Origin of the sequence: Allosphingosinicella sp., assembly GCF_036387615.1 — a bacterium.
In the GTDB taxonomy this organism is placed as follows: Bacteria; Pseudomonadota; Alphaproteobacteria; order Sphingomonadales; family Sphingomonadaceae; genus Allosphingosinicella.
This window is the reverse complement of the sequence record NZ_DASVTH010000025.1, coordinates 58,653-80,662: the sequence shown is the minus strand read 5'-3', so window position 1 is coordinate 80,662 and position 22,010 is coordinate 58,653. Positions and strand designations below refer to the sequence as shown.

21 protein-coding genes are annotated in these 22,010 nt (G+C 66.4%); 9 read left to right on the top strand and 12 right to left on the bottom strand.

Annotated features, from left to right (window positions below; translation table 11 throughout):
• Positions 1 to 10 precede the first annotated feature (10 nt).
• From VF631_RS03720 to VF631_RS03705, 4 genes are all read left to right on the top strand, one after another.
• Positions 11 to 313 carry an Hpt domain-containing protein gene (locus tag VF631_RS03720; RefSeq protein WP_431848925.1) on the top strand — a complete coding sequence of 101 codons (303 nt, stop codon included), beginning with the start codon at positions 11 to 13 and terminating at the stop codon, positions 311 to 313.
• Between the two features lie 69 nt (positions 314 to 382).
• Positions 383 to 1,591 (top strand): hypothetical protein, encoded by a 1,209-nt coding sequence (locus VF631_RS03715; RefSeq protein WP_431848924.1) that lies wholly within the window; start codon positions 383 to 385, stop codon positions 1,589 to 1,591.
• Between the two features lie 35 nt (positions 1,592 to 1,626).
• Positions 1,627 to 2,685 (top strand): DUF2336 domain-containing protein, encoded by a 1,059-nt coding sequence (locus VF631_RS03710; protein ID WP_431848923.1) that lies wholly within the window; start codon positions 1,627 to 1,629, stop codon positions 2,683 to 2,685.
• A gap of 8 nt (positions 2,686 to 2,693) precedes the next feature.
• Positions 2,694 to 4,055, top strand: a complete 1,362-nt coding sequence (locus VF631_RS03705) for a sensor histidine kinase (protein ID WP_431848922.1) — start codon at positions 2,694 to 2,696, stop codon at positions 4,053 to 4,055.
• 9 nt (positions 4,056 to 4,064) lie between these two features.
• Here VF631_RS03705 and VF631_RS03700 read toward each other — a convergent pair whose 3' ends face one another.
• A complete protein-coding gene (locus VF631_RS03700; protein ID WP_431848921.1) occupies positions 4,065 to 4,211 on the bottom strand; it encodes a hypothetical protein in 147 nt (48 codons plus the stop codon).
• Positions 4,212 to 4,528: 317 nt separating this feature from the next.
• Here VF631_RS03700 and VF631_RS03695 point away from each other — a divergent pair, with 317 nt between their 5' ends.
• Positions 4,529 to 5,392 carry a hypothetical protein gene (locus tag VF631_RS03695; protein WP_431848970.1) on the top strand — a complete coding sequence of 288 codons (864 nt, stop codon included), beginning with the start codon at positions 4,529 to 4,531 and terminating at the stop codon, positions 5,390 to 5,392.
• Here the strand turns inward: VF631_RS03695 and VF631_RS03690 are convergent.
• From VF631_RS03690 to VF631_RS03680, 3 genes are all read right to left on the bottom strand, one after another.
• The gene (locus VF631_RS03690; protein WP_431848920.1) at positions 5,349 to 7,358 is read right to left on the bottom strand and encodes an ATP-binding protein; all 2,010 of its coding nucleotides are present in this window, start codon (positions 7,356 to 7,358) and stop codon (positions 5,349 to 5,351) included. The genes VF631_RS03695 and VF631_RS03690 overlap by 44 nt on opposite strands.
• Positions 7,359 to 7,461: 103 nt before the next feature.
• Positions 7,462 to 8,715, bottom strand: a complete 1,254-nt coding sequence (gene spt, locus VF631_RS03685) for a serine palmitoyltransferase (RefSeq protein WP_431848919.1) — start codon at positions 8,713 to 8,715, stop codon at positions 7,462 to 7,464.
• A complete protein-coding gene (locus VF631_RS03680; RefSeq protein WP_431848918.1) occupies positions 8,715 to 8,960 on the bottom strand; it encodes an acyl carrier protein in 246 nt (81 codons plus the stop codon). The genes spt and VF631_RS03680 overlap by 1 nt, the downstream gene beginning before the upstream one ends.
• A 74-nt stretch (positions 8,961 to 9,034) precedes the next feature.
• Between VF631_RS03680 and VF631_RS03675 the strand changes: the two genes are divergently transcribed.
• Complete coding sequence (locus tag VF631_RS03675) at positions 9,035 to 9,574, top strand: Pycsar system effector family protein (RefSeq protein ID WP_431848917.1); 540 nt, start codon at positions 9,035 to 9,037, stop codon at positions 9,572 to 9,574.
• On the opposite strand, the gene VF631_RS03670 is transcribed toward VF631_RS03675, so the two are convergent.
• The 5 genes from VF631_RS03670 to VF631_RS03650 form a co-directional block, all read right to left on the bottom strand.
• Complete coding sequence (locus tag VF631_RS03670) at positions 9,571 to 9,765, bottom strand: ComEA family DNA-binding protein (protein WP_431848916.1); 195 nt, start codon at positions 9,763 to 9,765, stop codon at positions 9,571 to 9,573. The genes VF631_RS03675 and VF631_RS03670 overlap by 4 nt on opposite strands.
• Before the next feature lie 16 nt (positions 9,766 to 9,781).
• A complete protein-coding gene (gene ligD / locus VF631_RS03665; protein ID WP_431848915.1) occupies positions 9,782 to 12,340 on the bottom strand; it encodes a DNA ligase D in 2,559 nt (852 codons plus the stop codon).
• Positions 12,341 to 12,480: 140 nt separating this feature from the next.
• Entirely contained in the window at positions 12,481 to 13,380 is a 900-nt protein-coding gene (locus VF631_RS03660) for a Ku protein (protein ID WP_431848914.1), read from the bottom strand.
• 86 nt (positions 13,381 to 13,466) lie between these two features.
• Entirely contained in the window at positions 13,467 to 13,778 is a 312-nt protein-coding gene (locus VF631_RS03655; RefSeq protein WP_431848913.1) for a hypothetical protein, read from the bottom strand.
• Between the two features lie 35 nt (positions 13,779 to 13,813).
• Positions 13,814 to 14,284, bottom strand: a complete 471-nt coding sequence (locus VF631_RS03650; RefSeq protein ID WP_431848912.1) for an Lrp/AsnC family transcriptional regulator — start codon at positions 14,282 to 14,284, stop codon at positions 13,814 to 13,816.
• Between the two features lie 116 nt (positions 14,285 to 14,400).
• On the opposite strand from VF631_RS03650, the gene VF631_RS03645 reads away from it, so the two are divergent.
• From VF631_RS03645 to VF631_RS03635, 3 genes are read left to right on the top strand one after another with little or no spacing between them, the layout of a single operon-like run.
• On the top strand, positions 14,401 to 15,600 hold the full coding sequence (locus VF631_RS03645) for an aromatic amino acid transaminase (protein ID WP_431848911.1): 1,200 nt from the start codon (positions 14,401 to 14,403) through the stop codon (positions 15,598 to 15,600).
• Entirely contained in the window at positions 15,593 to 17,680 is a 2,088-nt protein-coding gene (locus VF631_RS03640; RefSeq protein WP_431848910.1) for an alpha-ketoacid dehydrogenase subunit alpha/beta, read from the top strand. Before VF631_RS03645 ends, VF631_RS03640 begins: the two co-directional genes overlap by 8 nt.
• On the top strand, positions 17,681 to 18,922 hold the full coding sequence (locus tag VF631_RS03635; RefSeq protein ID WP_431848909.1) for a dihydrolipoamide acetyltransferase family protein: 1,242 nt from the start codon (positions 17,681 to 17,683) through the stop codon (positions 18,920 to 18,922).
• Positions 18,923 to 18,982: 60 nt separating this feature from the next.
• On the opposite strand, the gene VF631_RS03630 is transcribed toward VF631_RS03635, so the two are convergent.
• The 3 genes from VF631_RS03630 to paaZ all read right to left on the bottom strand — a co-directional run bounded on the left by VF631_RS03630 (position 18,983) and on the right by paaZ (position 22,010).
• Positions 18,983 to 19,282 carry a glycine zipper 2TM domain-containing protein gene (locus VF631_RS03630; RefSeq protein WP_431848908.1) on the bottom strand — a complete coding sequence of 100 codons (300 nt, stop codon included), beginning with the start codon at positions 19,280 to 19,282 and terminating at the stop codon, positions 18,983 to 18,985.
• Between the two features lie 119 nt (positions 19,283 to 19,401).
• Positions 19,402 to 19,995, bottom strand: coding sequence for a DUF6624 domain-containing protein (locus VF631_RS03625; protein ID WP_431848907.1), 594 nt, complete (start codon positions 19,993 to 19,995; stop codon positions 19,402 to 19,404).
• The gene (paaZ, locus tag VF631_RS03620) at positions 19,992 to 22,010 is read right to left on the bottom strand and encodes a phenylacetic acid degradation bifunctional protein PaaZ (protein ID WP_431848906.1); all 2,019 of its coding nucleotides are present in this window, start codon (positions 22,008 to 22,010) and stop codon (positions 19,992 to 19,994) included. The genes VF631_RS03625 and paaZ overlap by 4 nt, the downstream gene beginning before the upstream one ends.

Here is a 22,010-nt window from a genome sequence, read left to right as displayed (position 1 = left end):
TGACCCGCTCATGGCTTATGATCCCGGAGCGTTGAACGCCTCGCTCGCTGCTGTCGTCGGCAGCGACGGCGACCTTATGGCGGAGCTGCACGCCGCCTTTCTCGAATCCGCGCTGCGCCATGTCGATCTCATGGGGCGCGCACGCTGCGACGCAAACTGGCAGGCTTCCGCGGAGCGGATGAAGAGCCTGGCCGCCAGTTTCGGCGTGATCGGGCTTCAGGCGCTCGCCCAGGAGGCGCTCGACGGTGCGCCGGGCGATCCCGTCGTCCTCCGGCGCCTTCGCGCGGCAATCGACGACTTCGCGGCCGCATAAGCCGAACCGCTTTGCAAGCGGGCGGCCCGCCGCCTATCCCTTGTGCTTTCCGCGAGGGGTTTTCGGACGGTGGCGCTGGCTGCACTGATTTGCGCTTACCAGGATGCGCCCGATTCCCCGGGCGGGCTGCGCGCGACATTGCCCCTGGCCGGTCGAACGCTTGTGGAACGCCAGGTCAGGCTTGCCGCGCAGGCTGGTTGCAGCCCGGTCGTCATCCTGGTCGAGCGTGTGCCCGCGGAACTCGTTGCCGTGATTGATCGGCTTCGCTCGGAAGCCCTGCCCGTGCTGGTTGCCCGCAGCGCAGCCGATGCGGCCGACGCCGTGCGCACGGACGATCAACTGCTGGTGATGGCCGATGGTATGGTGGCTGGCGAGGCGCATGTTGCGCGGCTCCTCTCGATCGGGAGCGAGGCATTGCTCACGCTGCCGGACCACGGCTCGGACGAACGCTACGAGCGGATCGACGGGGAGGTGCGCTGGGCTGGGCTCGCGGTGATCGACGGAGCGGCGCTTCGGCAGACAGCGGCGATGCTGCAGGACTGGGACCTGCAATCGACACTGCTTCGCCGTGCGGTTCAGTCCGGCGCCCGCCAGCTCGCAATCCGCGCCGACCCGGCGGAAGCGCCGGTCGTCATTGCCGAGCGCCAGTCCGACCTCGCGCTGGTTCAAAGCCGGATCCTGGACCGGTCCAGCGGAGCGCGCGACGATTGGGCGTCGCGCTATCTGCTCGCGCCGCTGGAGGCGAGTGTCACCCGTGCGCTGATGCCATCTTCGCTGACGCCCACCTGGCTGTATGTCGCCGCGGGCGTACTGACCGGCCTCGCCGCAATCCTGTTCGCCGGCGGCTGGCTTTGGATCGGCGGCTCCATGCTGCTTCTGGCGACACCGCTGGACGGGATTGCGGAGCGCCTCGCGGCGCTGCGCCTCCAGGCGAGCGGGGAAGGGAGCTGGCCCGCCCGCGCTGTGCCCTTCCTCGCCGGCTCGGCTCTGTTCGCCCTCGGCTACACTCTTGCCGGCGTTTACGGCTGGGGTTGCTTGGTCCTTGCAATAAGCACCATCACCTTTCTGTGGGCTCTAGCGGGCGAGGTGAGTTGCCGTCGTCCCCCCGAGCGGCTCTTCCTTGCGGAGCGCAAAGGGATGACTTTGCTGATGTTTCCTTTCGCGATCGCCGGCGCTTGGGTGACGGGATTGGCCGCGCTCGCGATCTACGTGGCGGGCTCATTCTTCTGGGCGCAACATGAGGCGCACCGGACCATCAAGCCGGGGCAACAGGATTAGCGACAGCTTAACCTCGAGCGGGCTAGAACATGCCGATGTCCGAACCGCCGGGGAGCCAAGCAAAACGGGACGACGCCGCGCGGCTATTGCGCGGCGCCGCCCAAAGGCGCGCGGTCGAGGCTGAAGACCTGTTCCTGCCGGAACGGATGCGCCTGAGCGAGCGCGAGCGGCTGACGGCGCGCGCCTTGCTCGGCCGGCTGGTGCGCACGATCGAGGACGAGCTTCGAGCAGCGCTGGCCGACCGTTTCAACGCCCACGAGGCGCTCCATGCCGCGCTGGCCTCGGCCCATGTCGAGATTGCCGGCCCGGCATTCGACGGCTCGGCCGCACTCGAAGATGCCGAACTTGTGAGTCTGCTGCTCCGCCGCAGCGAGGAGCACCGCTTGTTCCTTCCCGCGCAACGCAACGGGGAGCGGCTACAGGCCCTGATTGCGGACCCGGACTCGGAGATTGCAGCTCACGCGATGGCGGTGCTGGTCGCCCGGAGCAGGCGCCTCGACCGGTTCCAGGAACCCATCCTGGCGCGCACCGAGCTTCCCGCCGAATTGCAGCACCGCCTCGTCTGGACGGTCGCGGCCACGCTTCGGGCTTATATGGTCGGAGCGCACCAAATCGATCCGGCTGCTGCGGACCTGGCCTTGGGGCAGGCCGCAGCCGGCCTGATCGCTGGCTATGACGAGGGCGACGGTCTCGAGGCCCGTTGCAACCGGCTTGCGCAGCTGCTGCATGGCGCGCGCCGGCTGGACGGCGCCGCCATCGCCGACTTCATTGCAGAAGGGACGTTACCCTTGTTCCTGGCCGGCCTCTCCGCCGCGACCGGAGTTGGTTATTCGGCCGTTTGGGACCTGCTTCGGGAGCCCGGGGGCCGCGGACCCGTTTTCCTCCTGAAAGCTGCCGGTCTCAGTCGTCAGGAGGCGGGCTCGGTGCTGCTCCTGCTCGCCTGGCAGCCGGACGACGATCGGCTGATCCGGCAGATCGACCTTTTCGATGCGCTCCGTGACGGCGAAGCGGCACAGGCGCTCAGCCTCTGGTCACTGGATTCCGCCTACCGAGATGCGGTGCTCCGGCTGGACCGACCGAGGCATGGGCTATGAGCGTCGCCATGAACCAGTCTGCCGTGCGCGGCCGGATCAATCCGGAGGGACGCCTGGTCGAGGCCGACCCCAAGCTGACCGCCCTCAACAAGCGCGCAGGCGGACAGGAGGGGGGACCGCTCGCGATCCCGCCGATCGCCTCGCTGGTCCGGCTCGCCGGCCGGCTCGGCATCGTCATCTCGCGCGCGGTTGTCGCCGCCGACGGCGATTGCGACCTCGATCTTTGGGTCCGGGCTGAGCCGAGCGATGAGGGCGTCGCGCTCACGATCACCGGCTGGACCGAGCGCCCGCCGCGCACGCCTGCCGTTTTCCCGGAGGATCATCGCGAGGCCGATTTCATGCGCGCCGCCGCCGACTGGCTGTGGGAAACCGACGATTCGCTCCGTTTCACCTCCCTCTCGGCGACCGCAGCGGCGGCAATCGGGAAAAGTCCGGCCGAGCTGGTCGGCAAGCAGCTGACCCGCTTGTTTCGTTTCCTGGAGGCCCAGGACGGCTCGCTGCCGATCCTCAACGCCTTGGCCGAGCAGCGCCGCTTCGACGATCAGATAGCCGAGCTGCGCGGCATGACTCGCGCCCGTTACAGGCTCAACGGCGTGCCTCTGATTGACGGCTCCGGCCGGTTCGCCGGCTTTCGCGGGCACGCGACGAGCATCGCGGCCGAGTCCGAGCGCGCCGCTGAAATGCTACCGCGGGACGAAGGTCCCGCTTTTGGTGAACGCCTGGACCGGGCACTACGGCTTCCACTCGACCGGATCATCAACAGCGCCGAGCGGATCAGCGGTCAGCCCGACGGGCCGCTCCAGAGCGACTACGCTTCCTATGCTGTCGATATTGCGACCGCGGGACGCCACCTGCTGGCGCTGGTCGATGACCTGGTCGACCTCCAGGCGATTGAGCGTCCAGACTTTCAACCCAGTCTCGAGCAGCTTGATCTCGCCGATGTCGCGCGCCGCGCGGCCGGCCTGCTCAGCGTTCGCGCTTCGGCCCGCAACGTAAAGATCGACCGGCCGGGCGAAGGCGAGCGGGTTCTCGCCACCGCGGAGTTCAGGCGGGCCCTTCAGGTGCTGATGAACTTGCTCACCAACGCGATCCGCTACTCGCCCGAGGGCGGCATGATCTGGATCCGCGCCGAGCAGGAGGACGGCGTCGCATCCGTGGTCATCGCCGACCAGGGAAAAGGCATAGCGCCCGAGGACCAGACCCGCATCTTCGAGAAGTTCGAGCGGGTCGACCCCGCCGAGCCCGGCGGCACCGGTCTTGGCCTCTACATCGCCCGCCGGCTTGCACGCGCGATGGGCGGCGACATCAGTGTGGATAGCGCGCCGGGCCAGGGCGCACGCTTCACGTTCACATTGCCCGCGGCTGGCTGAGCCTGCCGCCTAAAGCGGCACGGCCGTGACCGTGAAGAGGCCAGCGAGCGACAGAAGCAGGCCGATCTCGACCTTGAACCGGCCAACCAGCCGGGCAAACATATTGGCGCGCTTGGACATGGCAAACCTCGATCCGTTCTCCTGAAGCAACAGCACCGCCTGCGGCTCCCGCGACTTCGACCCGCGGAACTAAGCGGTTGAAAACGGACGAAGTTCCGGCTTTGTGGAGTGCGGCAAAGGCGTTACGTCGCGCGAATCCTGCGATTCAGCCCTTCAGGAAAGAAGCCGCCCTGGAAGATGTCCGGCGCCCGGTTGACGTAGAAGATATTGAGCACATGCAGGTCCAACGGCAAAGCCGCGAAGCTGGTCCCATTCCGGCGCAAACGGGCTAAAGCACATCCGTGACACAGGGTCCGATCTCCTCGCTCGTGGCGGCCGAGTTAAACTTGCCGGTCGATCCGCGCGTCGCCGAGATGGCCGCCGCTCTTGCGGAACGCTACGGGGCCGCGGCTCGCGCCGTTCTGTTCTACGGGTCATGCCTGAGGTCGAGCGAACTCGACGGACAGATGCTTGATTTTTACCTGGTCGTGTCGAGCTACCGCGACGCCTATGGCGGAAGCTGGCTCGCGACCGCGAACCGGCTGGTTCCACCCAACGTCTTTCCGTTCGCGCATGGCGGCCTCGTCGCCAAATATGCGGTTCTGAGCGAGGACGATCTTTTCCAACTGAACGGTCCCAAGACGCTGTCCGTCTCCGTCTGGGCGCGCTTCGCCCAGCCGTCACGGCTGGTCTGGCAAGCCGATGTGCGTGCCGCCCAGCTCTGCATCACTGCCATCTCCCGCGCCGCGCCGACCCTGCTCGAAGCGGCGCGACCCATGATCGAGGAAGACCGCTCGGCGGACCCGCTCGAGCTGTGGCGCGAAGCCTTCAGGCTGACCTACCGTTCCGAGCTTCGCGCCGAGCGGCAGGGCAGGGCGGCTTCGGTCGTTGACGCCGATCCTGAGCGCTACCGGCGCTTCACCGAACCCGTGTTGGAAGCGGCTTCAATCGGACGTTTGCTTGCCGACGGGACAGTGGCGCTGGCGCCGGTGACGGATCGGCAGCGCGCCCGCGCGCGAGTGCTCTGGGCCCGGCGGGGGCGCACCGGAAAGGCGCTCACGGTGCTGCGGCTCGCCAAGGCGAGCGGCACCTATGCAGGGGGGATCGATTATCTTGCCTGGAAGATCAACCGCCATGCCGGCACCGCGATCGAGATAAAGCCCTGGCAGCGGCGCTGGCCGCTCCTCGGCGCGCTTATTCTGCTGCCTCGCTTGCTGAAGCGGGGAGCGATAGGCTGACGTGCCGCGACAGCACCGCCGCTACTGCGTCGCGCAGCGCCGACACGGTGAAGGGCTTGCGCAACATGTCGTAGCCGGAAAGCTCCTCCGCCTCGCCGGCGTCCCCGACATAACCGGTGACGAACAGCACCGCGATCTGCGGATGATGCTCGGCGACGATGCGGACAAGCTCGGGCCCCGTCATCTCGGGCATCATCACGTCAGTGATCAGTAACGCGACATCGCCGCGAGCCGCCAGAATGTCGATCGCCTCCGCGCCGCTGCCGCAGGCGAGCGGGTGATAGCCGAGTTCCTCCAGAGAGCCGACAGTCGAGCGGCTGACCCGCGGATCGTCCTCGACCACGAGGATGACCGTGCCGGCAGGGGCGGGCACGAACTCTTCGCCCGCGCCCGCGGTCGCAAGCCGATCTGCACCGCTCTCGGCCGTACGCAGCGAGCGCGGCAGGTACAGCGAGACGGTCGTCCCCGCTCCAACCGTCGAGTCGATCGCCACGTCACCGCCCGATTGCCGCGCGAATCCGAACATCTGGCTCAGCCCCAGCCCGGTGCCCTTGCCGACGGGCTTGGTCGTGAAGAACGGCTCGAATACGCGCTCGAGATGTTCGGGCGCGATGCCGGTGCCGGTGTCCGCGATGCTGATCCGCACATAGTCGCCCGCCGGCAGCTGGCCGACCTGGTTGGTGTACAGGCTCACATTGTCGACGAAGATGCCGAGTTGCCCCTCGCCGTTCATGGCGTCGCGGCCGTTGACGCACAGGTTCAGGATCGCGTTTTCGAGCTGGTTGGTATCCGCCCAGACCCGCCATGGCTCGCGCGGGAAGCGGGTTTCGACCTGAATGCGCTCGCCGAGCGATCGATCGATCAAGTCGAGCATCCCTTCGACCAGCTCGGCGGGAGACGCGGCCTGCGGCGTCAGCGCCTCTGAGCGGGCGAAGGCGAGCAAGCGGCGGGTGAGAGCTGCGGCGCGGGTGGCCCCCTCCATTGCATTGTCGAGATGATACTCAACGTCCCGCTTGGGGCCGCGCAGCTTGCGCCGGGCAAGGTCGATCCCGCCGACGACCACGGCAAGCATGTTGTTGAAGTCGTGCGCGATGCCCCCGGTCAGCTGCCCGATCGCGTCCATCTTCTGGGCCTGGCGCAGCTTCTCCTCGGCGGCCGCGCGCTCGGCGGCCTCGGCTCGTAGCGCCTCGTTCGCGTCGAGTAATTCCCGGGTGCGCTCCTCGACAGCTTGTTCAAGAGCGACCGCGCGGCTCGCCTCGACTTCGGCATCTTCGCGAGCGATCAGTCGTTCGCTGATCGCCTTGTACGCGGCGAACCCGAGCACGATCGCGCCGAAGCCGATCAGTACACCGAACCAGCCGAGATATTCGGTCAATTTGTCGGCCTGTTCATCGAACCGCCGCGTCTCCGCCATGCGCTCGCGCAGCTTGACGCGTTCGGCGGTGGAGATCTGTGCGAGCACGTCCCGCAGCGCCGGCCCGGTTCGCGACAGCCCCGCCTGGTAGAAGAAGGGAACGCCCCCGCTTTCCTTCTGGCCGACGGCGCTGGAAGCCGCCTGCGCGAACTCGGCGCCGCGCTCCCGGTAAAGCCGGTTCAGCTCCTCGATCCGCCGGCTCTGCTCGGAGTCCTTGCGCATCAGCCGCTGAAGCTGGCCGATCTGGTACCCCGCCTGCCGCCACTGGCTGTAGTACAGACGCCCGGTCTGCGGGTTCTCGTCGAGCACGAAGCGGGCCAGTGTCGATTCCGCCCGCGCCATGCTGCCGTCCACGGTGCGGCTGAGCAGCATCACGTCATACGTATGCCGCTCCCAGGCGAGCGCTTCGTCGCGGGCGCGATTGGAAAAGGCGACCATGACGACCAGGCCCACGAGCAGGATTGTCGCAATGATCGCGCCGGCGCTCGCCCAACCGCGGCGCCATGAGCCGGAATTCTCCTCCGGTAAGGCGCCGCTCTCCTCATCCGCCATAAGGGAAGACTAATCCAACACCCCTGATGAAGAAAGCCGTAAGCACAACGAGTTCCGCAGCCCGTCGCTAGAAACGCGTCGTATTGGCGCAGTCGGGCGGGTGCTAGGTGGTGATTACGCCCATTGCTCGGCCTGCTCGTTCGAACATGCCTAGGATCTGATCGACGTGTTCGTCGCTATGCTCGGCGCAGAGCGAGCAGCGCAGCAGATACATTCCGGCGGGAGTGGCCGGCGGCCGGGCCATGTTGACGTAAACGCCCAGTTCCAGCAGCGCCTGCCACATCATCACCGTGATCTGCTGGTCCGGCAGAAGGATCGCGATGATCGCAGACTGCGCTTCAGGCGTTGCAATGTCGAAGCCGAGTTCACGCAGCCCTGCATGCAGACGACGGCTGTTCTTCCAAAGGTGGGCACGCTTCTCGCCGGCATGGCGGAGCTTGCGGATAGAGGTCGCCGCCGTGGCCACCACCGAGGGCGGCAGCGATGCGGTGAAGACGTAGGGACGGCAGACCAGCCGCATCACCTCGAACTTGGGATGGTTCGAGACGACGAATCCGCCGACCGTTCCGACCGATTTGGAGAAGGTGCCGACAACGAAGTCGACATCCTTTTCCACACCGGCTTCCTCGAACACGCCGCGTCCGTTCGCCCCGAAGAAGCCCATTCCGTGCGCTTCGTCGACGACGATCATCGCGCCCGCCCTTTTGGCGACCGCGACCATCTCCTTGAGCGGCGCGATGTCGCCCAGCATCGAATAGACGCCTTCCAGGACCACCAGCTTGCCCGCGCCGGCCGGCAATCGCCGAAGCCTCTTCTCCAGGTCCTCGACGCTGTTGTGGCGGAAGCGGACGATCTGCGCGTTGCCGAGCGCGCAACCGTCATAGATCGACGCGTGGCTGTCGGCGTCGAGGATGATGTAATCCTCCTTGCCGGCGATCGTCGACATGAGGCCGAGATTGGCCTGGTAGCCGGTCGAGAACACCATTGCTGACGAGGTGCCGTAAAATTCCTTCAGAGCTTCCTCGCACTCGCGGTGGCCCTGGTAGGTTCCGTTCAGCACCCGGCTGCCAGTCGTGCCGGAGCCGAACTCGTCCAGCGCCTTCTTGCCGGCCGCGACGACGTCCGGATCGAACGTCATGCCCATGTAATTGTAGGTGCCAAGCAGGATCGTCTGCTTGCCATTGATCGTGGCGAGCACCGGCGAATGGACCTCGTCCATCACAATCGCGAACGGATCGCGCACGCCGGTGTCGAGCAGCGCCTGGCGCTCGGCGATCAGCGCGTCGAACTTTGAGAGGAGGTCCCCGCCGACTTGGTCCTGGACCGGAGCGGCGGTGAAGATGTCGGCTTCGGTCATCAGCGGCTCTTCAATCGCTCAACAGCATCGACCAGCTGCCCGACCGTCTCGATTTCCGCCTGCATGTTCATGGTGATCAGGATGTCGAACTCGTCCTCGACTGAGGCCACGAAATCAAGCACGACGAGGCTGTCCCATTCCAGATCGCCGGCGAAGCTGGTCGTCTCCTTCAGGTCGACGCCCTTCTTGTTGAACGGCTCGATCAGCTCGGCCACGCGGGCGAAAGTCTCTTCACGGTCGGTCATGCCGGTCCTTTAGGTTTGCGGCCTCGCCGTGCCAAGCGATTGCGGCGCGGGCGAGGCCGTGGTTAGATGACAATATGATGACGGACGGGAGCGATTCAGAGCCGGTGAAGGCCAGGTCCTTTCCGCCCAACGCCATTCATCTCGTCCGCACCACGCAGCAGATCCACGTCCAGCTTTCCGCAATGGCCGATCACAAGGCGAGCATCCTGATGGGCGCCACCTTCGTGATCTTCACCATCACCATCGGCCAAGCGCGACAGGCCTCTCCGCCGATCGCCTTGCTGATCCTGGGCGCGTCCGCATTCTTCTCGGCCGTGTTCGCCGTGCTCGCGATCCTGCCGGCCACGCATTACAAGCAGGTCGGCCCGATCAACCTGCTCTTCTTCGGCTCGTTCACGCGGCTGAGCGAGAAGGAATATCTGGACAAGATCGTCGAACAGCTTGGGCAGGACGAGAGCATCTACCGGACCATGTCCCGCGACATCTACCAGAACGGCGTGGTGCTCGAACGCAAGAAGTACCGGATGCTCGGCTATGCCTACCGCATCTTCCTGGCAGGACTGACGGCGAGCTTCCTCGCCTTCCTGGCCGAAACCCTGATCTGGTACCGCTAGACGCGGAGTTTCGCCCGGATCGCGTCCGTCACCTTGCCGGTCAGGCCCGGAACTTCCTCCAGCTGGCGCAAGTCGGTGAAGCCGCCGCGCTCCTCGCGGTAGCGGACGATCTCGGGGCCGTGCCCTTGGAGGCCTTCTACTTCGTCCAGCACGCCCTGCGTGGCGCGGTTCACATCGACAGCATCGCTCATGGCTGGCCCAAACGGATCAAAGGTCCGGAAGTGCCTGCGCCGCCTCGCCCCAGCCCTGGAGCGCGCGGGAGGAGGCGCGCTGCACCAGCAGGGCGGCGTCGCGCACGGTGAAGCGATTGCCGCCGGGCATGTCGTCGAGCTCGTCCCAGACGATCGGGGCCGAAACGGGCGCGTTCTCGCGGGCGCGGGCGCTGTAGGGCATGATCGCAGTGGCGCCGCGCTGGTTGCGCAAATAGTCGAGGAAGATGCGGCCCGTCCGCTTCGCCTTGGCCATGTTGGCCGTGAACCGGTCGGGCTCCGCGGTGGCGAGCGCGACGCAGAAACGCTGGGCGAAGTCCTTGACCTCCGGCCATTCGGCTTCAGGCGTGAGCGGCACGATGACGTGGAGCCCCTTGCCGCCGGTCAGCAACGGAAATGTCTGAAGCCCCATGTCGGCCAGGTAACGTTTCAGGTCGCGCGCCGCCCTTTTGACTTCGTCGAAGCCGAGGCCCTCGTCCGGATCGAGATCGAAGACCAGCCGGTCGGGCTTCTCCACATCCTCCACCCTGCTGCCCCAGCCGTGAAACTCGATCGTGCCCATCTGCACGCAGGCCATGATGCCGGCCTGGTCGGCGAAGTAGATATAATCCTCGATCTCGCCCTTCTTCTCCTCGATTGGCACGTGCAGCACGTGCGGGCCGAACGTGCCGGCGTCGTGCTTCTGAAAGAAGCATTTCTTCGCCCGCCCCTGCGGGCAGCGCACCAGACTGATCGGGCGGTTGGCCGACCAGACCAGCATCAAAGGCGCGACCGCGCGATAATAGGCGGCGAGCTCGCCCTTGGTGATCCCGCCCTCGGGGAAGACCACGCGTTCGGGATTGCTGATCTTGATCGAATCCTCGGCGGGCGGGGGGAGGGGCGCCGGCTCTTCGACCACCACTTCGCGCGCCGGCTTGTCGCCGCGCAGCCCCAGGAAGCTGGCATGGCGGACCACGTTGTCTGCGGTAAACTCGGCGAAGGCGACTTCCGCGACAAGCTCCGGCTTCAGCCAATGCGCGCCGCGGGCATCCGCTTTCGGCACGGGGGCGGCCGGAGCGTCGGCGCCGAGTTTCTCGAAGCGCGCAAGCAGGTCTTCCTGCACCTGGTTGGAGAAGCCTGTCCCGACCTTCCCGGCATAACGCAGCTTGCCGCCCTCATGCAGCCCGAGCAGCAGCGCGCGAAAGCCGCGGCCCTTTTTGTCGCTCTGCGACCAGCCGATGATGACGAATTCCTGCCGCCGCGTGCATTTGACCTTGAGCCAGGCCTTGCTGCGGGTGCCGCGATAAGGCGCGTCCGCCTTCTTAGAGATGATGCCTTCGCCGCCCGCCTGGCACATGGCGTCGAACAGCTTCTCGCCGGCGCCGACGATATGGTCGGCATAAAGGATGAAGGGCGGATTGCCTTCCCCGAGCATGGAGGCGAGGCGCTGCTTTCGCTCGATGTTGGGCAGCGGGGTGAGGTCCTCCCCCTCGATCTCGAGCGCGTCGAAGACGAACAGGCTGAGACCGCGCCCGCCCTCGCTGATCGCCTGCTGGAGCGCGGAAAAGTTGGTGTTGCCCTTCTCGTCGAGACTGACGATCTCCCCGTCGAGCAGCGCGGAGCCGACTTCGAGTTCGCGGGCGGCTTCGACGATCTCGGGGAACTTGTCCGACCAGTCCAGGCCCGAGCGTGTGAAGACCCTGGCTTCGCAGCCGCCCACGGAGAGCATGCAACGATAGCCGTCGAACTTCATCTCGTGGATCCACGCGGAACCGGCGGGTACGCTGTCGACGAGTGTGGCTTTCTGGGGTTCGCGGAACGCTGGCGGTCTTGATCCTCCTCGGGACGGGGAGAGGGACCGCGCGCCCCTAGCGCGTGGTGGAGGGGGCTTCGTGCCACGCGCAGACCCCCCTCCACCTTGCTTCGCATGGTCACCCTCCCCGTCCCGGGGAGGACCGTTCATCAGCTTCTGGGAAGCGGTCAGTTCCTTCGCCTTCTTGCCGGCCGCGATCTCTTCCATCGAGCGGCCTGTCCGGACGCTGGTGAGGTACTGATCGACGAGCCCGCCCGAGCTTCCGGCGTGATCATCGGCGATCTTCCGCAATATCCAGTTCTCGTTCTTCTCTCGCCCACGCGGCTTCAGCCGGATCATGATCCACTCGCCCTTCATGCGCTGCCCCTCCAGCGTGAAATGAAGGTGGCCTTGTTCCAGCGTCTTGCGCGGGTCCTTGCGCGGGTCGGGCGTCCAGGTGCCGTAATCCCACAGCATCACCGTGCCGCCGCCATATTCGCCCTTGGGGATCGTGCCTTCGAACGTGGCGTAGCTGAGCGGATGATCCTCGGTACGGACGGCGAGCCTCTTGTCCTCGGGGTTGAGACTGGGTCCGCGCGTGACCGCCCAGCTTTTCAGCGTCCCGTCCAGCTCCAGCCGAAGATCGTAGTGGAGCCGCGTCGCGTCATGCTTCTGGACCATGAACGCGAAGCCTTCGCCCCACGGCAGCCGCTCGCATCCACCCGCCGGCTCCGCGGTCTTCGTGAAGTCCCGCTTTTGATTGTAGCGCTCGAGCGGGTCGGCCACTTAAAATCCTCCCCGGCACGGGGAGGGGGACCATGCGAAGCATGGTGGAGGGGGCCCGCCTCGCGCGCTGCGGGTCTTCGGGCCCCCTCCACCACGCCGCTTCGCGTCGCGGTCCCCCTCCCCGTCCCGGGGAGGATTGCTCACGCCCGCTTCCTCGCTGGTTCCTTCGCCGGCCCTTTGTTCGCCGTGGGTTTCTTCGGCGCCGCTTTCGCCGGTGGCTTCTTCGCGGCAGCGGGCGATCCGGCCCCCTCCTTGCCCCCCGGTTTCTCGATCGAGCGCTTCAAAGCCGCCATGAGGTCGACGACGTTCGACCCGCGGCTCGGCGCAGGTTCGTCTTCCGCCTGGACGGTCTTGCCCTTGCTCTTGCGATCGATCAGGTCGCGCAAGGCATCCTGATAGCGGTCGTGGAATTGCGCGGGATCGAACGGCGCCGTCTTCTTGCTGATCAGAGCCTCTGCCAAGTCCAGCAGCTCCGAATCCGGCTTCGCGTCCGAGATCTCCCGGAAATAGCCCTGCGCCTTGTGCACCTCGTCCGCATAGCGGAGCGTCTCCAGCACGATTCCGCGCCCGCATGGCTTCAAGCTCACGATGAATTCGCGGCCGCGCAGCGCGAGCTGGCCGATCGCCACTTTCTTGGTCTGCCGCAGCGCCTCGCGCAGCACCACGAACGCCTCTTCGGCCAGATCGTCGGCCGGCACGACGTAGTACGGCTTCTCGAAATAAAGCACGTCGATCTCGTTATGATCGACGAACTGGGTGAGCTCGAGCGTCTTCTTGCTCTCCAGCTTCACCGCCTCGATCTCGTCATCTTCGAGCAGGACGTAATTGCCCTTCGCGACCTCGAAGCCCTTGACGATCTCCTCGGCCGGCACCGCCCCGACGCCGGGCACCACCTTCTCATATTTGATCCTTTTGCCGGTCGGCTCGTGGATCTGGTTGAAAGCGATGCTGGCCCCGCTTTTGGTCGCGGAGAAGATCTCGACGGGAATCGAGACCAGAGCCAGCCTGATCTGCCCCTTCCAATACGCGCGCGCGGCCATGTTTCTGCTCCAATCGATTCGCAGGCGATTCAATTGCTGGCGGGGGAAGGGGTTCCAGAGGGCCTGGGCGGTCGTCTCTATCTAGCTCAGCCGGCTACTCGGCATTCCGTGGCATAGTGGGACACAACATGATGAATTTCAGGCGATACCCTCGGGCGGAGCCACGCGAGCAGTTCGTCAACATCCATCAGCCTGGCAGGTTCGTCGAGCATGACGTAGCGCAGGAGCGGTCCTCGGAGCGCCGACAGCTGATCGCGACTAAGCTGGCCAGCCACCCCGTCAACGGCGCAGCGCGCCTCCGGGCGCTTGAAGCCAGCATTCTTGAGGCTCTTATGGATGAAATATTCGGTCGACTTCGAGCAAGCCGAGAGCAGCGCGACCGCGGCTGCAGCAGACATCAAGAGCCGCCATTTAGACCTTAGGCCTATGTAGCTCACACCGGTATTTCCGTCGTATACTTCACCTGCCGCAGCGCAAAATTGCTGGCGGCGCTCGCCACGCTCGGATGCGCGAGCACCCCGCGCATGATGAAGCGGTCGTAATCGGCGACGTCGCGAACCGCGATGCGCAGCAGGTAATCCCATTCGCCGCTCATCGCGTAGCATTCGACGATCTCCTCGCGCGACTGGATGAACTCCTCGAACTCGGCGCGGGCGGTGACTGTCTGGCGAGTCATCCGCACTTGGCAGAGCACGTTCACCGCGTGGCCGAGCGCGTGCGGATCGGCGAGCCGTACCGTCCGCCCAAGCACGCCCGCCTGTTCGAGGCTGCGCACCCGCCGCCACACCGAAGCCGCCGACGCGCCGACCCGATCCGCCAGCGCGGCGTGCGACAGGCTCGCGTCGCGTTGCAGCTCGCGGATGATTCGCCGGTCGACAGGGTCGATCTGAGCAGTTTCTTTCATGATTGGCCGCATAGCGGAACGTGCAGTCCGCAACTAGTCGATCCGGCGCGCAGAATGATACGCATTTGGTGCGCGGCCGCTCTAGGCCTATCCGGGGCGAAACAGGAGAGCTTGGGATGGCGGACGCGATCGTGGCTGACAGGCCGATGCTGCTGGACCGGCTCGAGGCCAAGCCGACGGACTCTCTTCTTGCGCTGATCCAGCTGTGCGACGCTGATCCGCGGGCCGAAAAGATCGACGTCGGTGTCGGCGTCTATCGCGATGCGGCCGGCAACACGCCGATCCTGCGTTGCGTCAAGGCCGCCGAGCGTATCCTGCTCGAAGGCCAGGAGACCAAAGCCTATCTCGGCTCGGCCGGCGACACCCGGTTCGTCGAGCTGATCAAGCCGATCGTGTTCGGCGACAATCCCTCCGGCTATATCGTCGGCGTGCAGACGCCGGGCGGGTGCGGCGCGCTCCGGCTCGGCGCCGAGCTCGTCCACGCGGCCGACCGGCAGGCCCGGATGTTCGTCGGCCAGCCGACCTGGATCAACCACGGCCCGCTGATCGGCTGCGCGGGCGTCGAGATGATCGACTATCCCTATTACGACAAGGCGAGCGGCGCGATCCTGTTCGATGAGATGATGAGCGCGCTCGGCCAGACGAGGGCGGGCGATCTTCTCCTGCTTCACGGCTGCTGCCACAATCCGACCGGCGCGGACCTGAGCCTCGATCAGTGGCGGGAGGTGGCGGGTCTGGTCTCCGAACGCGGTCTCGTCCCCTATGTCGACATTGCCTATCAAGGCTTGGGCAATGGCCTGGAAGCCGACGCGGCCGGCACCCGGCTGGTGGTCGAAGCGGCCGAGCAGGCGATCATTGCGCAAAGCTGCGACAAGAATTTCGGCCTGTATCGCGAGCGGACCGGCTCCTTGTTCGTGAAGACATTGAGCAGCCGCACGGCCGAGGCCGTGTTCGGAAACCTGCTCAGCCTCGCGCGCACCATGTGGTCGATGCCACCCGATCACGGTGCGGCGGTGGTCCGGACCGTGCTGGAGGAAGACGCGCTGCGCGCCGACTGGCGCTCGGAGCTGGACGATATGTGCACCCGCATTCGGGCGATCCGCGCCCGCATGGCGGCCTTCGACCCACGCCTGGCCTTCGTCAACGACCAGAACGGGATGTTCTCCATGCTCCCGCTCACCAAAGGTCAGGTGTTGGAGCTGCGCGCCGACCACGGCATCTACATGGCGGATTCGGGCCGGTTCAACGTGGTCGGGCTGTCGGACGACAATGTCGACCGCTTCGCCGCCGCGGTCACGGAGAAGATGGATGGCTGACCAGGCTTCCGTTCTCGATCGATCGTCGGTCGGCAATGCGCCCGACCCCGACTTCGACTGGCGCCGCATCGCCTATCTGGTCCAGGTCAGCCGCGCGCTCGACAATCTCGAGGAAACCCGCCTCGTCCCCGAGCGCAAGATCTCCTACCAGTTCAGCGCGCGCGGGCACGACATGGCGCAGGTCATGCTGGGCTCGCGCCTGACCAACCCGCGCGACGCGACCTGCGGCTATTACCGATCGCGTCCGCTCCTGCTCTCGCTGGGCGTGCCGATCGAGGACGCGCTCGGCTCGGCGATGGGCCGGGCAGGGGGCTATTCGGACGGGCGCGACATCGGCGTCGTGTTCAACTTCCCCAATCCGGGCGGCGTGCCCGCTTTGCCGATGTCGGGCGGGGTCGGCGCGCAATATACGCCGACTGCGGGCTGGGCGCAGGCGATCGAATATTACCGCACGGTTCTGAACAGCGAGGCGCATCGCGACGCGATCGCCGTGGTTTTGGGCGGCGACGGCTCGGTCGCGGCCAACGGCTTCTGGGCGGCGCTCACCATAGCGACCACGCAGAAGCTGCCGATGCTCTTCTACATCGAGGACAATGAATACGGCATCTCCGTGCCGTCCACTTACCAGACGCCCGGCGGCAACATCGCCCGCAACTTGGAAAGCTTCGGCAACCTGCACGTCCTGTCTGGCGACGGGACCGAGCCCGCCGAAGCCGCGCGGTTGGTGAAGGCGGCGGCCGCGCATGTCCGCTCCCGCAAGGGGCCGTGCCTCCTTCGCCTCACGGTGCCGCGCCTTCAGGGCCACAGCTTCCAGGACACGCAGACCTACAAGTCGCAAGAGTTCGTCGCGTCCGAATGGACCCGCGATCCGCTGCCCAAGCTCAGATCTTATCTGGTCGGCTCGGCTCTGGACGAGGCGGAGTGGGAGGCGATCGAGCGCGAGGCCGGAGAAGCGGTCGAGCACGCCCTTGCAGAAGCCCAAGCGCGTCCCGTCGCGAGGCCCGAGACGGTGCTCTCCAATGTCTTCTTCGAAGGCGAAGTGCAGCAGATTGGCGGGCAATGGACCCACGGCTACCAGGCGCCTGTCGCCCATGAGGAGCCCCGCCCCGAGGGCCAGCGGATCAACATGGTGACGGCGATCCGCCGCACGCTTGACCGCGAACTCGAGATCAACCCGCGCGTGCTCCTGTTCGGCGAGGATATCGGGCCAAAGGGCGGAGTCCACGCGGTGACCTTGGGGCTTCAGGAGAAATACGGGATCGAGCGCGTCTTCGACACGAGCCTCAACGAGGAAGGCATCATCGGCCGCGCGGTCGGCCTCGCGCTCGCCGGGCTGATGCCGGTGCCCGAAATCCAGTTCCGTAAATATGCCGAACCCGCGACCGAGCAGATCAATGATTGCGGGACGATGCGCTGGCGCACCGCCAACCGCTTCGCGGCGCCGATGGTGCTGCGCATCCCCGGCGGCTTCTTCAAGGTTGGCGATCCCTGGCACAGCCAGACCAACGAGGTGCAGTTCGTGCACAATCCCGGCTGGCTGGTGGCGGTGCCGTCCAATGCGGAGGACGCCGTCGGCCTGCTCCGCTCCGCGCTGCGCGGCAATGATCCGGTGATCTTCTTCGAGCATCGCGCGATGCTGGACGATGCCTGGGCGCGGCGGCCCTATCCCGGCGACGACTATGTCCTGCCGTTCGGGCGGGCGGAGAAGGTGCGGGAAGGGGACGACATCACGATCGTCACCTGGGGCGCGATGGTGCCGCGCTGCGAGGAGGCGGCGTCGCACGTCTCCGCGGACGTGATCGACCTGCGGACCTTGATGCCTTGGGACCGCGAGATGGTGCTGGAATCGGTCCGCCGCACCCGCCGCTGCCTGATCGTCCACGAGGATCTGAAGAGCGGCGGCTTTGGCGCGGAGATCGCTGCGGTGGTGGCGGACGAAGCCTTCCTCGATCTCGATGCTCCCGTCGCCAGGGTGACGATGCCGGACATACCCAGTCCGCACCATCCGACCCTGCTCAACTGGGCAGTCCCCAGCGTCGAGAAGATCCGCGCCAGGATCGACGACCTGGTGGGCTTCTAGATGATCGACATCGTCGTTCCGGCCGAGCAGGAAGGCACCAAGGCTGTGGTGCGCGCCTGGCTGAAGGCGGTCGGCGACCGCGTCGAGGTCAACGACCCGCTGGTCGAGCTCGAGACCGACAAGGTCGCCGTCGAAGTGCCCGCGCCGGCGGCCGGGGTGTTACGCGAGATCCTGCTCCACAGTAACCAGGACGCCGCCCCGGGTGCGGTGCTGGGGCGTATCGCTGTGGTGGCGGAGGTGGTCGGGCATGAGCCCCAGAACGACCCCGCCGAGGCTGAGCCTGTCGAGGCCGTGTCTTTCCGTTCTTGGAGTGGCGGACAGCAAGGACACCCCCTCGACAAGCTCAGGGCAAGCGGGGGAGGGGAGACCAGGCTTTCCCCTTCCGTCAAGCGTGCGCTCCTGCAACACGGCCTCGACGCCGGCGCGATCGAAGGCACCGGCCGTGCTGGCCGGATCACCCGCGCAGACGTCGACAAGGCAGTTGCGGTCAGGGCGGCTCAGCCCGTGCGCGCCGCGCTATCAGAGCCGACTGACGCCTCCATCGCCTCCCACTCGATTCCGCACGATCGGATGCGCCTGCGCATCGCCGAGAACATGCTGAATTCGGTCACACAGGCACCGCACGTCACTGCTATGTTCGAGTGCGACTTCTCCGCCATCATCGCCCACCGCGCCCGTCACAAGGACGATTGGGCGCGTCAGGGGGTGAAGCTCACCTATACTGCTTACCTCGTCGCAGCCGCGGCCGAGGCCATGAAGGTCGCGCCCGCGATCAACAGCCGTTGGCACGCCGACCGGCTCGAGATTTTCGATGACATCAACATCGGCGTCGGGACCGCGCTCGGCAGCAAGGGCCTGATCGTCCCCGTCCTCCGCCAGGTCCAGCGCCTGTCATTGCAGGGAGTCGCCGCCGGCCTGGATGAACTCGTCGAACGCGCCCGAGCCGAGAAGCTCACGAGCGCCGACGTGAAAGGCGGCACCTTCACCATCTCCAATCACGGTGTTTCCGGATCGCTCTTCGCAACGCCGATCATCATAAACCAGCCGCAATCCGCGATCCTGGGCGTCGGCAAGCTCGAGAAGCGCGTCGTCGTCCGCGAAGTCGGAGGGGTCGACACGATCCAGATTCGCCCGATGGCCTATGTCAGCCTGACGATCGACCACCGCGTCGTCGATGGGCACCAAACGAACGCCTGGCTCAGCCGCTTCGTCGAGCTGATCGAGACCTGGCCACCGGATTAAAGCGCAAGGAGAAACGCCCCGGCGTTGGCCAGGGCGTCTCATCAAAGCAACTGGTCGAGCTTAGCGGCAGCGCCGGCTGAGCACGTTGCGCTCCACGTGGCGGCCGAGCAGGGCGCCGACTGCGCCCCCGAGTACGGAGGCGGTGGTGCGGCTGCCACGCTTGTCGATCTCGCGGCCGGCGAGCACACCCGCGGCGCCGCCGACGATGAGGCCGGTCGTGCCCGAACGCTTCTGGCAGTAGACCTGATGCTGCGCGGTGTGGCTGTGCCGGTATCCGGTGCGGTGCGCTTCGGCAGCGCTGGTAGCGATGACCGGGGTGGTGAGGGTAAGGGCCGAGGCGGCCAGGAGGAACTTACGCATAACAAACACTCCGAAACTGAGAACCCGACACGGAGCCATTACGCCGCTCCGTGCCGAGAACCGTATCGGCGATTCGCCTTGAGCCTTTGCTGAATCAATCGGTTAGGCGCCGTTCAGCTTCACGGGCGCCAGCCGACGGCGCGAGCGAAGGCCTCGATCTCGCGCCTGCGCCCGTCCATGTCGGCCGGCCTGAACTCAGGGGCGCTTTCCTTCCGATGGTGAGCGATCGCATCCTTCAGCGGTCCGAGTCCTACCCCCTGCCGGCGTTCGTCGACCCGTTCCGGACGCTCGATCGGCTTAGGGCTCATCTGGCCCTCCTCGTCCCAGTCGAAGCTGGTGCCGTAAAGCTGCGGCCGCCCTTCGAAGACGCGGATGCGATCCTCGAGATACGCGGCCTGCCAGCGCGGCGCCTCGCCCGCCTCGCCGAGCCGCTTCAGTTCGATCAGCACCTCCCGGCAAAAGGCGGGACGCGAAATGGCGTGCTGGACGATCAGCCACGCCGCCTCTGCCCCATCCACGCCGACCCGCTCCTCCGTTGGCCATCCACCTTCCGCGACCAGCTGGGCGAGCGCATCCGCATGCCGCTCATGCACCGCCCGCATCTCAGGATGGTAGCCGTCGAACAGGGAACCGTCTTCAGCAAGCCGCGCGCGCGTCGCGAGGTCCGTCTCGGCCATGCCGAGCAGCCGATCACGCAGCGCTTCGTCGATCATGGGCGGTTCATCGTGAGCAGGTCGTAGGTCGCGACCACCTCGTCCCGCTGGTTGAAGACGTAGACCGCCCAGCGGACCTCGCCCCGTTCTTCGTCGCGCACGCTCTTGGACTTGACCGTCAGCTCCACCCGCATGCTGTCGCCGGGGTAAAGCGGGGTCTGGAAACGCAGGTTCTCCAGGCCGGTATTGGCGAGCACCGGGCCCGGGGAAGGCTCCACGAACAGCCCTGCGGCGAAGCTCAGGATCAGGTAGCCGTGTGCGACGCGGCCCTCGAAGATGGGGCTCGCCCTCGCGGCTTTATCGTCCATGTGCGCGTAGAAGGTGTCGCCGGTGAAGTGTGCGAAATGCTCCACATCGTCCAGCGTCACCGTCCGGCTTTTCGTCCTCAGCGTGTAGCCGACCTCCAGTTCCGACATGTGCCTGCGGAAGGGGTGAACGTCCCCCTCGGGCTTGGGCGCGCCGGGCAGCCATTGCTTGACGATCGACGACAGCAAAGCGGGCGAGCCCTGCAGCGCCGTCCGCTGCATGTAGTGCGTAACCCCGCGCGCGCCGCCCATCTCCTCGCCGCCGCCGGCGCGTCCGGGGCCGCCATGGGTGAGGACGGGGAGGGGGGAGCCGTGCCCGGTGCTTTCCCCGGCGCTGGTCCGGTCGATGATCATCATGCGGCCGTGGAAAGAGCCGGCGCCGAGCACGAAATCCTCCGCCGCCGCCGGGTCGAAGGTGAACAGCGACAGCGCCAGGCTGCCCATTCCGCGATTGGCGAGCGCGATCGCGTCGGGCAGGTCGCGATAAGGCATGATCGTGGAGACCGGGCCGAACGGCTCGATGTCGTGGACGTCCGGCGAACCCCAGGGATCATCGGATCGCAGCAGGATTGGCTGGATGAAGGCGCCCTCCCCAGCAACGGGCGAGTCCTCCGGATCGCCTGAGACGATCCGCGCGGAACGGGACAGTTCGGCCACGGCCTCACGGACGGAACGAAGCTGGTCGCGGCTGGCGAGCGCACCCATGTGCACGCCCTCCTCACGAGGGTCACCGATCCGCACCTTGGCCAGCCGGGCGCTGAGTGCGTTCTGGACTGCATCCATTTGCTCGGCAGGAACCATGGCCCGTCGGATCGCGGTGCATTTCTGCCCCGCCTTGACGGTCATCTCACGCGCGACTTCCCGCACGAACGCGGCGAATTCGGGCGTGTCCGGCCCCGCGTCCGGCCCCAGCACGGACGCGTTGAGGCTGTCCCGTTCGGCGATGAACCGCACCGCCTCGCGCGCGATCACCGGGTGGGTCTGCAGCTTCACCGCCGTGTTGGCGGAGCCCGTGAAGGAGATCACGTCCTGCCCGGTCAGATGCTCGAATAGATCGCCGACGCGGCCCATGATGAGCTGGATCGCGCCCGGCGGTAGAATTCCCGCTTCGATCATCACCCGGAACGCCGCTTCAGCGACATAGCCCGTCGCCGATGCCGGCTTCACGATCGCCGGCACGCCCGCCAGCAGGGTCGGCCCAAGCTTTTCCAGCATGCCCCAGATCGGAAAGTTGAACGCGTTGATGTGGATCGCGGCACCCTGCAAAGGTGTCCAGACATGCTGCCCGACGAAGGTGCCGCCCTTGGAAAGCGGCTCCATGTTTCCGTCGATCAGGATGCGCTGGTTGGGAAGCTCGCGACGGCCCTTGGACGAAAAGGAGAAGAGCGTGCCCGCACCGCCCTCGATATCGATCCAGCTGTCCGTCCGCGTCGCGCCGGTCGAGTAGGAGAGCTCGTACAGCTCCTCCTTGCGCGCCATGATCGCTTGTCCAAGCGCCTTCAGCATGTGCGCGCGCTCGTGGAACGTCAGACGCCGCAGCGCCGGCCCGCCGACATTACGGGCGTGGTCCAGCATCGCCTTGAAGTCGAGACCCTGGCTGCCCGTCGTCGCGACCAGCTCGCCGGTGACGGCGCTGTGCACCTCCGCAAGGCCGCCGCTTGCGCCATACCAGCCGTCCTGCGCGTAATTGAGGAGGTTCAGCGTCTTCAT

Excerpts from the sequence above, each read along its gene's own strand:
- VF631_RS03720 (WP_431848925.1), top strand. The coding sequence starts at position 11 with ATGGCTTATGATCCCGGAGCGTTGAACGCCTCGCTCGCTGCTGTCGTC.
- VF631_RS03710 (WP_431848923.1), top strand. The coding sequence starts at position 1,627 with ATGTCCGAACCGCCGGGGAGCCAAGCAAAACGGGACGACGCCGCGCGG.
- VF631_RS03705 (WP_431848922.1), top strand. The coding sequence starts at position 2,694 with ATGAACCAGTCTGCCGTGCGCGGCCGGATCAATCCGGAGGGACGCCTG.
- VF631_RS03695 (WP_431848970.1), top strand. The coding sequence starts at position 4,529 with ATGGCCGCCGCTCTTGCGGAACGCTACGGGGCCGCGGCTCGCGCCGTT.
- VF631_RS03690 (WP_431848920.1), bottom strand. The coding sequence starts at position 7,358 with ATGGCGGATGAGGAGAGCGGCGCCTTACCGGAGGAGAATTCCGGCTCA.
- spt (WP_431848919.1), bottom strand. The coding sequence starts at position 8,715 with ATGACCGAAGCCGACATCTTCACCGCCGCTCCGGTCCAGGACCAAGTC.
- VF631_RS03680 (WP_431848918.1), bottom strand. The coding sequence starts at position 8,960 with ATGACCGACCGTGAAGAGACTTTCGCCCGCGTGGCCGAGCTGATCGAG.
- VF631_RS03675 (WP_431848917.1), top strand. The coding sequence starts at position 9,035 with ATGATGACGGACGGGAGCGATTCAGAGCCGGTGAAGGCCAGGTCCTTT.
- VF631_RS03670 (WP_431848916.1), bottom strand. The coding sequence starts at position 9,765 with ATGAGCGATGCTGTCGATGTGAACCGCGCCACGCAGGGCGTGCTGGAC.
- VF631_RS03660 (WP_431848914.1), bottom strand. The coding sequence starts at position 13,380 with ATGGCCGCGCGCGCGTATTGGAAGGGGCAGATCAGGCTGGCTCTGGTC.
- VF631_RS03655 (WP_431848913.1), bottom strand. The coding sequence starts at position 13,778 with ATGTCTGCTGCAGCCGCGGTCGCGCTGCTCTCGGCTTGCTCGAAGTCG.
- VF631_RS03650 (WP_431848912.1), bottom strand. The coding sequence starts at position 14,284 with ATGAAAGAAACTGCTCAGATCGACCCTGTCGACCGGCGAATCATCCGC.
- VF631_RS03645 (WP_431848911.1), top strand. The coding sequence starts at position 14,401 with ATGGCGGACGCGATCGTGGCTGACAGGCCGATGCTGCTGGACCGGCTC.
- VF631_RS03640 (WP_431848910.1), top strand. The coding sequence starts at position 15,593 with ATGGCTGACCAGGCTTCCGTTCTCGATCGATCGTCGGTCGGCAATGCG.
- VF631_RS03635 (WP_431848909.1), top strand. The coding sequence starts at position 17,681 with ATGATCGACATCGTCGTTCCGGCCGAGCAGGAAGGCACCAAGGCTGTG.
- VF631_RS03630 (WP_431848908.1), bottom strand. The coding sequence starts at position 19,282 with ATGCGTAAGTTCCTCCTGGCCGCCTCGGCCCTTACCCTCACCACCCCG.
- VF631_RS03625 (WP_431848907.1), bottom strand. The coding sequence starts at position 19,995 with ATGATCGACGAAGCGCTGCGTGATCGGCTGCTCGGCATGGCCGAGACG.
- paaZ (WP_431848906.1), bottom strand. The coding sequence starts at position 22,010 with ATGAAGACGCTGAACCTCCTCAATTACGCGCAGGACGGCTGGTATGGC.